General features: G+C 49.4%; 12 protein-coding genes. 4 read left to right on the top strand and 8 right to left on the bottom strand.

The features are described 5' to 3' along the window. Positions 1–171: 171 nt before the first annotated feature. Positions 172–855, bottom strand: coding sequence for a TetR/AcrR family transcriptional regulator (locus tag FFM79_RS07945; RefSeq protein ID WP_137642942.1), 684 nt, complete (start codon positions 853–855; stop codon positions 172–174). Between the two features lie 183 nt (positions 856–1,038). On the opposite strand from FFM79_RS07945, the gene FFM79_RS07940 reads away from it, so the two are divergent. Further along, complete coding sequence (locus FFM79_RS07940; protein ID WP_137642941.1) at positions 1,039–1,479, top strand: Rrf2 family transcriptional regulator; 441 nt, start codon at positions 1,039–1,041, stop codon at positions 1,477–1,479. Positions 1,480–1,527: 48 nt separating this feature from the next. Then, the gene (locus FFM79_RS12640) at positions 1,528–1,671 is read left to right on the top strand and encodes a hypothetical protein (RefSeq protein WP_170177420.1); all 144 of its coding nucleotides are present in this window, start codon (positions 1,528–1,530) and stop codon (positions 1,669–1,671) included. Between the two features lie 475 nt (positions 1,672–2,146). On the opposite strand, the gene lpdD is transcribed toward FFM79_RS12640, so the two are convergent. The 3 genes from lpdD to FFM79_RS07925 form a co-directional block, all read right to left on the bottom strand. After that, positions 2,147–2,557, bottom strand: a complete 411-nt coding sequence (gene lpdD / locus FFM79_RS07935; RefSeq protein WP_137642940.1) for a prenylated flavin chaperone LpdD — start codon at positions 2,555–2,557, stop codon at positions 2,147–2,149. Between the two features lies 1 nt (position 2,558). Further along, positions 2,559–3,146, bottom strand: coding sequence for a UbiX family flavin prenyltransferase (locus FFM79_RS07930; protein ID WP_503826021.1), 588 nt, complete (start codon positions 3,144–3,146; stop codon positions 2,559–2,561). Positions 3,147–3,240: 94 nt separating this feature from the next. Next, the gene (locus FFM79_RS07925) at positions 3,241–5,424 is read right to left on the bottom strand and encodes a glycoside hydrolase family 65 protein (RefSeq protein ID WP_170177419.1); all 2,184 of its coding nucleotides are present in this window, start codon (positions 5,422–5,424) and stop codon (positions 3,241–3,243) included. 262 nt (positions 5,425–5,686) lie between these two features. Here FFM79_RS07925 and FFM79_RS07920 point away from each other — a divergent pair, with 262 nt between their 5' ends. Continuing rightward, positions 5,687–6,469: a hypothetical protein gene (locus tag FFM79_RS07920; protein ID WP_137642937.1), complete on the top strand. Its 783-nt coding sequence runs from the start codon at positions 5,687–5,689 to the stop codon at positions 6,467–6,469. 67 nt (positions 6,470–6,536) lie between these two features. Here the strand turns inward: FFM79_RS07920 and FFM79_RS07915 are convergent, their stop codons facing one another. The 4 genes from FFM79_RS07915 to pnuC form a co-directional block, all read right to left on the bottom strand. Continuing rightward, a complete protein-coding gene (locus FFM79_RS07915; protein WP_137642936.1) occupies positions 6,537–8,537 on the bottom strand; it encodes a PTS sugar transporter subunit IIABC in 2,001 nt (666 codons plus the stop codon). Positions 8,538–8,558: 21 nt separating this feature from the next. Further along, positions 8,559–10,202: an alpha,alpha-phosphotrehalase gene (treC, locus tag FFM79_RS07910; protein ID WP_137642935.1), complete on the bottom strand. Its 1,644-nt coding sequence runs from the start codon at positions 10,200–10,202 to the stop codon at positions 8,559–8,561. A 12-nt stretch (positions 10,203–10,214) separates the two neighbouring features. Continuing rightward, positions 10,215–10,940, bottom strand: coding sequence for a trehalose operon repressor (treR, locus tag FFM79_RS07905; protein ID WP_137642934.1), 726 nt, complete (start codon positions 10,938–10,940; stop codon positions 10,215–10,217). Positions 10,941–11,150: 210 nt separating this feature from the next. Further along, complete coding sequence (gene pnuC, locus FFM79_RS07900) at positions 11,151–11,933, bottom strand: nicotinamide riboside transporter PnuC (protein ID WP_137643033.1); 783 nt, start codon at positions 11,931–11,933, stop codon at positions 11,151–11,153. Between the two features lie 347 nt (positions 11,934–12,280). Here pnuC and map point away from each other — a divergent pair, with 347 nt between their 5' ends. Continuing rightward, positions 12,281–13,075, top strand: a complete 795-nt coding sequence (gene map, locus FFM79_RS07895) for a type I methionyl aminopeptidase (protein WP_137642933.1) — start codon at positions 12,281–12,283, stop codon at positions 13,073–13,075. The last annotated feature ends 17 nt before the right edge of the window (positions 13,076–13,092 follow it).

The following is a 13,092-nucleotide window of genomic DNA, read 5'->3' as shown; positions in this document are numbered from 1 at the left end:
AAACCCTCTCTTCTATTGGTTTAGAATTCAGGTTGTGGACTACTGTGATCCTCAACAATCAACGCTACTAAATTGAGCGTTCACTTCAATTCCAACTCGTAGTATATCACCATGAAAAGGATAGTCAACTATTATTAAATATTTATTTGGCAGCCCTAAAGTGCTGTCACGTTAGTTTTTATCAGCATGTAAGGGCATTCTCCGCGGGCTCAATCCGTTAACTAAGAAATCACTGAGATATTGAACGGCCCGTTCTTGTTCAATCTCAGCGGCGGTTGGCACCATGATTCGTTCGACCAAGTAACCCCCGAGGGTTGAAAAAACGAGTTGTAGAATGATGCGGTTCGGCCAATCGACGAGTTCCCCCGCCACCTTCAATCGGTCCATCGCTTGACCAGCTTGAGCTAAGACGTCCGGCGTAGCCATGTCCAAAACGGCTTGCCGGTCTTTCTGATTATTAAAAAATTGGGATAAAATCACCGCTAGCGACGCCCGGTTACGATCCACAAACTGGACCCGGTCGCGACAAAGTGTCACGATGAACGCTTCCAACGTATTGGTCGTTTTATTAAGTACCGCTTGGTCGAGGGCCGTTAACGTGGCCGGTAAAATTCGTTGCACGATGGGCTGCATAATTGCTTCCAAAATTCCGTTTTTATTAACAAAATTATGAAAGAGGGTTCCCTCCGCAACGCCCGCACAATCAGCAATTTCGCGCGTACTAACTTCTTCGTACCCCTTTTCAGCAAATAGCTTTAACGCCGTAGCTAGTATCTGGCGCTGGGTTTTCGTAATCCGGCCATCTCGACCCAGGGCCTGGGCGTAGGACGCCTGAATGGTTTCTAGTTCGCTCATCTCGGACTCCTTTTTTACAGTAACTACTCAATTTAAGCAGTCATCATCATAACTGATTTAGTCATTTAAAACAACTACCATAATAAAAGTTACATGTTTGATTTTTATATAAGCTAAAAATTGCTTTTATGCCTGGATTAAACTATAATCACAGTAATCATAATAGTTACAGGAGGTGTTGAAATGCGTGTTTCAACTCGGTTTAGCGACGCGATTCACTTGCTCGCTTACTTAAAAATTTATGCCGATACAAAATTAACTAGTGATGCCATTGCGGCCAGTATCGAAACGAGCCCGGTCGTTGTTCGCCGAATAATGAGCCAGCTTCGACGCGCCCAACTGATTACGACCATTCCCGGGACCGCCCAGCCCCAGCTTGCTAAACCACTGGACCAAATTTCACTGCTCAACGTTTTTTACGCCGTTGAAGGCGATAAGCCACTCTTTGCAGTCGATCCGAAAACGAATCCCCAGTGCATCGTGGGCGGAAACATTCAATCCGTCCTGAGCCAGTACTATCAAGACGCCCAAACCGCGGCCGAGGCCCGGTTAGCCAAAACGAGTCTGCAAGACATCGTCGATAGTTTATTGGTGGAACAAGCGAAGCAGGACGCCCATCAATAAGAAGCGCCCGCGCCCCAATGAGTCAGTCATAAAGAAGGTTCAATCTATATGGATAAAAAAACAATTGATGTTTCTAAATTAAGTCCCCAAGCGCAAGCAAAATTAGAGCAAGTTCGAAAACAACATGGTTTTCAAACGCTGGCCGAAGCGGCTAGCTACATGCTGGACTTCACTAAGCAGCAGGCCGATTAGTTCGGCCAGTCGGGAAGCCCAGCCAAATTTGATTCAACAAAACGCCCCCAACGGAGATTTTACCGTTGGGGGCGTTCGCTATTTGCTGGACGCTATACTAGATAATGCTAATCCACCCAAAAAATCGTCAGTTGAATTTACAACAAATTCTCTATGACTGCCACAATTAGGTAGATAAGTCTGTGCTCAGTTTAGTAAGCATTCCGTAGGCCTATTTTTATCAATTGAGGGTAGTACTAAAATAATTATTTGAACTCAATATTAAGACCTGTCTAGCCAGTAGCGGGTGTCACCATGGCTCAACTGCGAAATTATTCTTGGCCGGAAGTGGACTTCTTCCGGCTTAGAATAAGGCTCGAATTTGAGATTGCGGGGTGGGTTTCCCCGTGAGCTCAAATCGATGCCCGCAGTGTTCCAGCCAACCGGTGACACCCGCTGCTGGCGGCACTCTCAACCTCAATCAGGGCAACACCTTTTATCGGGGCCGTTCCCGATCAGAATAGTACTCGGGTTGGGCCGCACTAACGGGGTGCGCTTGGAGCCACGCGATAATTTGACGGCTCAACGCATCCGTCATCGGGGCCGCAGCCGCAATTTGCGCCCGGCTAATCTGATTAACGTGTACGCCGGCCGTAATGGTGCAGCTCCCGGTCAATACTGGCTGGATGCGTTTAGCGAGGCGTTTTGAAATGAAATCGTCCTTGTGAAGACGACCATCGTGGCTCGGAAAGCGGACCGTGGTTGGTGCCGTCGTAGCCGTCAGGGTGGTGACGTCCCCAATGTGGGGATTACTGCCGCCGGTGACGACGATCAGTAAATCAAACCCAATCACGGTCAGGGTCGCGGTCATTTGATAACCCGCTTGTTGAGTCGTAAACGTTGGCATCTTAATCCCCCTCCCAGCGCCGATCAGTCTCATTATAAATATGAAACGCGTCCAATATTTTCATCGTTTGGTGCGCCACTAAATCTTGAATCGTTTGCGGCTGGTTATAAAACGCTGGAATCGGGGGAATGATTTGCGCGCCCAGCTTAGCCAGTTTTGTGAGATTTTCTAAATGAATGACACTCAACGGTGTTTCACGTGGAACAATGACCAGCTTGCGTTGTTCTTTAATGGTGACATCCGCCGCCCGACCAATTAAATTATCGCCAATTCCATAGGCAATGCTGGCAACCGTCTTCATGCTGGCTGGAACGATGACCATGCCGTCATTTAGAAACGAACCACTGGCAATCGCCGCCCCCTGATCATTAATATGGTACGTCTGATCGGCCAGCGCGGTCAGCTGGCTCAACTGGTAATCCGTTTCGAGGGCTAGGTTCTTTTTCGCCCAGTTACTCAACACCAGGTGCACCTCGACGTCTGGTAATTGGTGCAATTTTTCTAATAAATCAACGGCGTAGATCGTCCCGGAAGCGCCCGTCACGCCCACAATAATGCGTTGCATGTCATCATCCTCACTCGTTCTAATGGTTAAATTTAGTGTACGCCATCGTGGTTGGGGGAACAAATCAGCTTTTGACTAATCATTATTCAAAATCCGCATAATAACGCCCACCGTTAAGTTAGGGCTGAATGCTGATGTGGCGCGTCGCTTGGTTGACCGTGATTTTAGCAGGCTGCCCACCCGTAATTGTCAGTTGGTCTGGCGTCACTTTAATCGTGTAAACCACGGCGCGGTACCGTAACTTAAACTGGCAGCTTGTCCACCCTTGCGGCAATACTGGGTGAAGTTGCACGCCGTGGTCATCTACGGTGAGTCCCATTAAGCCCCAGGCAAAAGTAATCCAGCTCCCGCCCATCGCGGCTAAGTGCAGCCCGTCAGCGGTATTGCCCTGTAAATTCTGCAGATCCGTATTAATCGTCCGCTTAAAGAACTTAATGGCGCCCTTGCGCTCACCAAAGCGGGCCGCCGCAATCGCGTAAATGGCCGGTGATAGCGAAGAATCGTGGGTCGTTAGCGGTTCGTAATAATCATAATTGGTTTTAACTTGAACCGTCGTAAATTCTTCTGGTAGTAAGACCATCGCTAACAGTAGGTCGGCCTGCTTAAGGACTTGGAGCCGGTACAAAATTAGTGGGTGGTAATGCATCAACAGTGGGAAGTTCCGCCGCGGAATGGTGCTTAAATCAAGCCGGCGCTTGGACAGGAAACTATCATCCTGCGCAATTAAGTCACCATGGCGTTCAAAGTACATTTGCGCGGCGGCCGCCTTAAATTGGTGCCATTCATCGACCGTGACACCCTGCGCCCGCAAGTCGTGCCAATCAAAGTGTTGCGTTAAGTACCGTAATTCAAACCGGACCATGTAATTGGTATACGCATTATTATCGACTAACGCCGTATACTCGTCTGGACCGGTCACCGTATTAAGCACAAACCCTTTTCGCTGATCAAAGTTACCGTAACCAAGGTAGAAGCGACTCGTCTCAACCAATAACTCACGCCCATAATCGTGCATGAACACTTCATCGTGGGTAATTTGATAATAGCGAATCACTAAGTAGGCGACGTCCGCATCAATGTGAATCGCGGCGGTACTGGCCGGGAAATAAGCTGACGACTCGGTCCCATTAATGGTCCGCCACGGGAAGAGCGCGCCAGGCAGCCCTAGTGACTTCGCATAGTCCTTAGCGTGCGGCAATTGCCGGTAACGGACCATTAGTAGCCGCCGAGCCAGTTCCGGGTGGTTCCAATAGAAAAACGGCGCTTCGTAGATTTCCGTATCCCAGAAATAGTGGCCGCTATAACCACTACCCGTTAGGCCCTTCGCCGCCATTCCCTGTTGCCCAGAGTGCCGGCCCAATGCTTGTAACAGTCCAAACTGTGAGAAGCGAATGGCCCGTTGGGAATCATCGTCGCCCTTAATTTTAATATCACTCGTGGCCCAAAAATCATCCAGCGTCGCAGCTTGGGCCGTCGCAATTTGCTGGAAGGACTGGGTCAGTGCCGCTTTAATTTTCGGTGTTAGTTGCCCCGCCCCTAGCTCGTACCAAACGTTCTTCGTTAGTGCGACCGCTTGCCGACCGACGGGGAGCGTAACTTGCCACTGACCACTATCCAGCCAACGACCCGGTTGATCATAGTAAGTAATCGTATTCAATTGTTGTTTACTGTATGGTGCGGTAAAGGTTGCGCCCTGCAACGTTGGCGTTAAGGCCTTGAGCCGCTGCTTAGCAACGACCTCAGCCGTATTATATTCCGTCAACCGCGGGTCAAAGCCGGCGGGGCGGACGGTCGCTTGCGGATGCAAACCCGAAAGAACACGGAGCTGACCGCGCTCAAAATTGACGGCGCGAACTTGTAATTGTTGACTAAGTAGCGCCGCCGTTTGCAGGCTCGTCACCCGCCGGAGCGTTAGTTGTAACTGCCGGCCGGTTCCCCGTTCTTCCCATAATAGCCGATGTTCAAAGGTCCCATTCTTCATTGATAACTGATAATGTTGATCAAGGAGTTGACCATGTTTCAGATCAACCGGTTGATCATCCAACCAGAGCTCAAAACAAGTTGGGGCCGGCAGTGGCACCATCGTTTGGTTCACCTGGGGAAAGCCAAACTGCGCCTCGCCATATTGAATTTGTTCATAATCGTAAAAACCGTTCACGTAAACCACGGTGTCGGTCGCGGTACCCGTTTGGAGTTGCGGGATTTCCGTTAAATCCTTAATCCCAATCAGGCCGTTGCTGACGGTTAATTGGGATGCCAATTCGCGCGTCGGTTGCGTTGCATCAATTGTCCACAAACGCAAAAACCATCCCTCCAATTATCATAAAATCACTTCGCGTCCATTATAACGCCCCCGTTTAAAATGAACGCAAAGATGCTTATTATAAGGACCGCTGATTAACAAAGTTCCGCCCCAACCGCACCCCGGGAGCGGTTCAAGCTAATTTTTTACCGGAACGGCGCACCAACTTTTCAGAAAAAAAGCAGAAACTGGGCGAAATCCGTGTTGCACTTGCTAATTTGGCCTATACTTAAGGTGGTTTATTAGTTAGGAGGGGATTTGTATGGCAAAACGCCGCATGACCCATGATCCACACCAATTCGTTAACGCTGCCGACGACCGGCGACGGTTACAGCTAGCCGTTCAGCTGGCCCTACCAACGAACGCCCACGTCCTCGCCCGCAACTTTGCGCGTTCAAGCGCGAGCTCTTACTGGCTCCTAATGCTCGACCAACCTGACAGTCAAGTGCCCGATTTTCTAACGCTCCGAATTGCGGACCATAAGCTGTGGCTTTCCAATCACGAACAGTTAACGATTACTTGGGAGGCTGGCAACTTTGAGGCGGTCGCGCAAACGTTGCACCGCCAGTTAACGCCGACAACCTTAAAACAATATAGTTATCATTTAAACGCCCTTGATTTAGTGACGCTTCGCTTAATTTTACATTTGGAGCAACACCAACTCATCTGGCTCGTTCAGTTAGCACCAACGATTGCCAAGGCCTATAAGAATCAGCGGCTCGATTTACACGCCGACTTTTCACAGGCCAAATTGTTGCTCGGTAACATGAATAATAGTAGTCTCCAGCTGGTGCCAGTTACGCAGTCAGCTTTCCAGACCCGCATCGGTCAGTATTTCGGCCGCAACCTACTGTTTTCACAGTTTACGAGTCATCAATTATTACGGCTCTTACCGACCAACCAATGGATTCGGCCGCTACTACGCGTCTGCCCACCAACACCAAACATGGAACAACAGTTAGCCGCTAATTATGGCACCGACTTCGTTCGTATTTACGTCGAGGCAATTCGGCAGCAGGCCCAACTTCAATCAATGAGTTCTTAATCGCCAAAGCAGGCAGGTTCTTCGCGAACCTGCCTGCTTTTGTAAATTCCGATTAAATTAACCTATTTTAAGCCGTTTGACCCAAGCGACGCTTCTTCGGTGCCGTTTTAACGGCTTCGGCATCCGCATCCTTAAAACCGAATAGCCAAGTAGCCGTAAAGGAAACGATGATCGTCACAATTGACGAAATCCAGAACCCCCAGAAGCTGAAATCCATGCCCTTCGGATTAACGAAGGAGGTAAACCCGATCAACGAGCCGGTAAAGCCCCACATGTTGACCTTCATCAGTCCAGTTAAAAGACCCCCAACCGCGGCCCCGACACTCGCCGTTACGAAGGCGCGGCCGTACTTCAGGTTAATCCCGTACATGGCAGGTTCGGTAACCCCACAGAACGCGGAAATCGTTGCGGGCCACGCCAGTTCTTGAATATTAGCTAACTTCGACTTCAGCGCAATCGCTAGAACCGCGCCCCCTTGAGCCACCATCGTTGCGGAAACGATCGCATTTAAATAACTGTGGCCAGTCGTTGCAATATCGTTGGCAACGATTGGAATAATTGCCCAGTGCAGGCCGAAAATGACGAGCACTTGGTAAAAGGCCCCAATGACGAGTCCCGAAATCGCTGGACTCAAATTGTAGATTGAAACGATGACGTTGGCTAACCCCGTTGAAAGGACCGTGATAATCGGACCGAGGAACAGCAGAATGGCTCCTGAAACAATTACAACTTCAAATAATGGCACAAAAATCATCCGCAGGACCGTTGGAATCACCCGCTTTAACCACGGTTCCAACTTACTTGCTAACCAGGCCCCGGCAATCATTGGGAAAATGGAATACGTGTAGGAAGCCACGTGGACCGGCAAACCGAAGAAGTCGGCATTGATGCTCATTCCGAGGAAACTTCCCAGGGTCTTGCTACCACCCGCAATCGCTACGATTGACGGGTAGGTGAGCACCCCACCAACGATTCCCATAATGACGGGGTCGGCGCCCAGCTTCTTTGCAGCGGTAAAACCAACAAAGATTGGTAAGAAGTAGAAGACCGAGTCACTCATCGCGTTAATAATCACGTAAGTGGACGCCGTTGCACTGACGAGTTTAAAGGTCGTCAACAGGGCCAAAATTCCCTTTAAAATCCCGGATGCCGCTAATAAACCAATGACTGGAATCATTGAGCCAGTAATGACCCCGATTAAGTTACTCATTCCCCATTTAACCAGTCCCCAGGTCGTCGTCGGCCGGTTAGCAGCGGCGTTGGTTTCTGCGACTGCCTTGGCGGTTTCGGCGTCGTTTGAAAACTCAGGACCAATTTGCTTAATGACCGCATCGTACACGTCGGTAACGGCGGGGCCAATCACTACTTGGTACTGACCGCCCGCCTTGGCAACGTCGATGACCCCCTTCAAACCGGTAATCACGTCATCATTCGCCTTAGCTTCATCTTTTAAGTAAAAGCGCAAGCGGGTAATACAGTGAATCACACTGTTAATGTTCCCGGTACCGCCGACGTTTTCAATGATTTGGGCCGCTAAGTCGTCATACTTACCTGCTTTAGGTAGCTTGCCAGTCCGCTTGGCATTGAACGTATTGGCGTTGAGTTCCCCCGTCGCAACCAGTTCCCCGGCCGCGTGGTCACCCAAATCAACGTCCAACGTCGCCAATTTATCACTCGAATTAGTGACCGCAACAATGATCGTTGTTTGCTTGTCCGCCGCTTGAACGGCTTTCAAGTCCATCGTCGCAATGACGTCGCCAGCTTGTACCTGCTCGTCAGCCTGAACGTTCATCGTAAAGGGCGCACCCTTTAATTCAACCGTGTCAATCCCCATGTGAATCAAAACTTCTAAATTGTCATTGGGCGTTGTAATCCCAATGGCGTGCTTGGTTTCCGCCACCATCGTAACCGTCCCGCTGACCGGAGCAACGATTTGACCATTACTCGGTTGAACCCCAAAGCCGCGACCCATCATCCCCGCTGAAAAAACGGGATCCTGAACATCTTTTAATGCGCAAACGGTTCCTTGAACCGGTGTGACCAGTGTCACGCGTTGTGCTGTTGCCATGTGCTTTCCTCCATTCTTAACCTAACTCAGTAAGAGGCCGACCGATTGGTACGGCTTCAATGTTAATTCCGCTTGAACCTGAACGTCCGGGTAGTTGGAAATCAATACTTGCGCAGCCCGCATTTTTTCTGGCAGCTGCACCGTCGTTTCCGTCCCGTAAAAATTATTTAAAACCAGTAAGCGTTGCTTTCCCAATGTCCGCCAATACCCGAAAACCTGCGAATCTGCTAACGCAAACGGCGCGTAGGCGCCATCCGCAATAATGGCTTCCTGCTTACGTAACTGGATCAGCCGTTGATAATAGTCGAAGATGTGGCCATGGGCCAGTTCGGCCTGAACGTTAATGGTGGCCTGATTGGTCGGCTTTAACCACGGTTGACCGGTCGTAAAGCCCGCGTGAACGCTATCATTCCACTGCATCGGCGTCCGCGCATTATCCCGGGCTTTGGTCTTTACGATGGCAAAAGCATCGGCGGGCGTTTCCCCCGCTTGAACTAGTTCGTGGTACGCGTTCTTGGCTTCAATATCGACGTAGTCAGCCATGGATTGATAATCCGGATCCGTCATGCCGATTTCTTCACCCATATAAATGAACGGGGTTCCCCGCATCAAGTGAATCGTCGTCGCCAGCATCGTGGCCGACTGTTCGCGGAAGCGCTTGACGTCACCGAAACGATTTAAGGCCCGCGGTTGGTCGTGGTTGTTCCAGAAAAGGGCTTGCCAACCACTTCCCGCATCCATTCCAGCGGCCCAATCATTTAATAATTGCTTTAAGTGCCGAAAATCAAACGGCATCCGCGACCATTTTTGACCATCCACGTAGTCCGTTTTCAGGTGATGAAAATTGAACACCATCGACAATTCCCGGTTAGCCGGGTTGGTATAGCCAATACTATTTTCAATCGTGGTCGACGACATCTCACCCACCGTCACGCTATCAACATCCTGACCAAAGCTGGCGGCATTTAGTTCTTTCAAATAGTCCTGAACCACTGGCGTATCAGTATAGAGTGTTTTGCTGGCAATCCCCGCCGGTGCGTCCACTAGTTTTTCAGCCTTCCCGGTCACGTTGATCACGTCGAAGCGGAAGCCCTTGACCCCCTTCTGGCGCCAGAAGTTAACGACGTCGGCGCAGGCCTGTCGGACCGCCGGATTATGCCAATCGAGATCGGCCTGCGTCGGGTCGTACAGGTGCAGGTAGTACAGACCGGTCTCCCCAAACGGTGACCAGGCCGGCCCCCCAAATTTAGATTCCCAGTTTGTGGGTAAGCCGCCATCTGGTTTACCGGGCCGGAGGTAGTAAAATTGCTGGTAATCTGGATCACCCGCCAATGCCTTTTGGAACCAGGCGTGCTGCGTGGAAGTATGGTTGAATACCATGTCCAGCATCACTTCAATGCCCACGGCTTTGAGCTGAGCGACCAACTCATCAAAGTCGGCCATCGTGCCAAACATCGGGTCCACGTTATAATAGTCCGCAACGTCGTAACCGTTATCATTTTGTGGTGAGACGAAAAACGGGTTAAACCAGATCATGTCGACGTTTAATTTTTGTAGGTACGGAATTTTTTGGATGATTCCGCGTAAATCACCAATCCCGTCACCGTCACTGTCGTAAAACGACTTGGGGTAAATTTGATAAATGACTTTTTGTGAGAGTTTCATCAGTTCATCCTTTCAGCCGCGCTTCTGGCGGCGGGCAAAATCACGAAAGCGGAACTTGTCCGCCCGGTGCCGCGATTCAGTGTATTGAAACGGGCGTGCATCCGCTAAGCTCGTCATACTGCGGACAACCGCCATATAGGCGCCCTTGTCTAATTGGAGGTACTCGCGATCCTCTTCGTTAGCCGGCTCCATCGTAATCTCTTTCGTGGCGTACGCAATTTGCAGACCGAGTTGTCCTTCTAAGTACGCGTACAATGAAGTTTCGGCCGCCGTTTTGGGAATCGTTGGCACCACCGACTTTAACAAGTAGTCCTTATCGATAATCGCCGGTTCCCCGTTGATGACCCGCACCCGCTTGATGGCCGTGACCGGTGCAACCGTCACGGTTGGCTCCACGATGGTAAAGCGGTGGGCGGGCAGTTGCGCGTTGGGATTAAACCCAACGACTTCGTTACGAGTTTGAATGCCTAATTGGTGAGCCAGTTCTTGATAACTGACGATTCCCGACACCGGAAATTCGTATTGGCGGTGCTCAATCACCAGCGAGCCCTTCCCGCGAATCTTTTGAATATAGCCATTCTCGGCCAAACTCGCCAAGGCTTTTCGTCCCGTTTCACGGGAAATGCCGTAAAGTTCACACAGCTGGTTTTCACTAGGGAGATAGCTTCCCAGCGGGTAAACCTCCTGCTCAATTTTTTGTAATAAATCGTTATAGATTAAAGTTGCTTTGTTCCGCATGAACGCCGCTCCTTTCTGTTATCGCTTTCATAGTGACTATAAACTTGTTTAGACAAGCTGTCAAATAAAAGTGAATTTATTTTTATAAACGCTTTATAATCGGCGTTTATAAGCATATTTTGAACTTGTATAACAAGTCTATACAGGTGCTTAATAATTTAAAAAAACGCCTGGCAACCCTTGCCAGGCGTTCGCGTTAACCGCAATCAATTATGATCGATTTAAACTGTAATCAGCTGATTCTTCGGTGGCCGCATCCGCATCGGCCTGTTCCTGCGCAATCAACCGGGCGCGTTCGTGCTTGTTGTACCATGGAGAAACGGTGAATGCTAACACATCGTTTGCCAAGTAAACCGCACTATTGATGAACATTGCCAAGGTTGCGGAACCTTGCCGGAACGAAATGAACCAAAGCACCATTTGGGCCAACCCGGAAGCAACCCACCAGAAATACTGGTTATTGTAGCGAAGGAAGCAGATCACGCCAGCCGTCAAGCAAATTGCGAAACTAATCGCATCGACCCACGGCCGCGGGTCATCCGTTAAGGCGCCAATCAAGTACCCAGAAACACCGTAAACCACCAGGGTTGCGACGATTGCAACGATCCAAGTCCGGCCAGTAAACTTCCGAATTTTAGAAACCATGTTAACGTTCCAGCCGGCACTCAGGAGAACCGGAATATCTAGCGTGACCACGTATGCCAATTGTTCACCAATGCTGAGGTAGTTTTTAGCTGAAAAGCCCACCACGATAAAGCAGGCTGCCGATAGCAAGCCTAACCAGCCGTTGACCGACTTCGCCGCGTTAATCGCTAACACGCATAAAACGCCCAACGTCGTCCCAATAAATGTTAGAATGGATAACATTGTAATTGGAGCACTCACTAGGGTCATGACCTGACACCCAAGGCTAAAGTAAAATAAATAGTAGTTTTGCTGTGGCCAACCCTTTAATTGGTGTGACAAAAATTTAAAATAATTACTCAAAATCAGATTCCTCTTTCCGTAGCTCAATATTCCGGTAAAACAAATTAGTTGGCCAACTAATCGTGAACCACTAGATGTAGTGGTTCCGTTAAAAATCAACACTGTATATTGTATCATTATCTTTTTAGATGACCAGTCTTAATTTTAAAAAATTCTGATTTTGATGATTACCGCAACCGCTTACCTCCCCGGCTTAGCAGTATTACAACAAGGACAACTTTTTTTACCAGTCCCATTTTAGGCGGTTTTACTAGTAACGAGCAGGCCGTTTTGTCGGACTTCGGTGGTTGCAGTATACTAGGACTGAACGATTTTTTTGACTTACAAAATAATTATTTTTTTGGAGGAACAACATGATTACGCTTAAATCAGATCGCGAAATCAAGGGTATGCAAGCTGCCGGGGACATTATGGTTGGCTTATTCCACGCCCTCGAAGATTACATCAAACCCGGTATTACCACTTGGGACGTGGACCACTTTGCTTACAACTACATTACGGCCCACGACGCCACCCCGGGCGAATTAAACTTTGAAGGTTACAAGTATTCAACTTGTGTCAGCGTCAACGACATGATTTGCCATGGTTGCCCCAGCAAAGACATTCTGGTTAAGGATGGCGACCTCTTAAAAGTTGACACCGTTATTAACTATCACGGCTACCTCAGCGATTCTTGCCACGCTTTCGTTGCCGGCACGCCATCACCAGAAGTTCAAAAATTGATGGACGTCACGTTAAAGGCCCTCTACTTAGGAATCGACCAGGCCGTCGTTGGTAACCGAATTGGTGACATTGGCTGGGCCATTCAAAATTACGCCGAAAACGAAATGGGTTACGGCGTCGTTCGCGAATACATTGGTCACGGAATTGGACCGACGATGCACGAAAAGCCCGACGTTCCCCACTACGGTGAAGCTGGCCACGGAACCCGCTTAAAGGCTGGGATGACAATTACCATTGAACCAATGGTTAACATTGGTGACTGGCGTTCGGGCGAAACTGCGGACGATGGTTGGACCGTTCGGACCTTGGACGGTAGCCTTAGTTGCCAATACGAACACACCCTCGTCGTCACCGACGACGGTCCTAAAATCTTATCCTCATTCGACAACGAATTCGATAAGAAGTACCTTTGGAACGCTAAATAAGTGCACTAGCCATTTCA

This window comes from Lactiplantibacillus modestisalitolerans, from assembly GCF_005405425.1.
GTDB lineage: Bacteria > Bacillota > Bacilli > Lactobacillales > Lactobacillaceae > Lactiplantibacillus > Lactiplantibacillus modestisalitolerans.
Note: the sequence above shows the minus strand (reverse complement) of the source record. Positions and strands in the feature narration are given on the sequence as shown.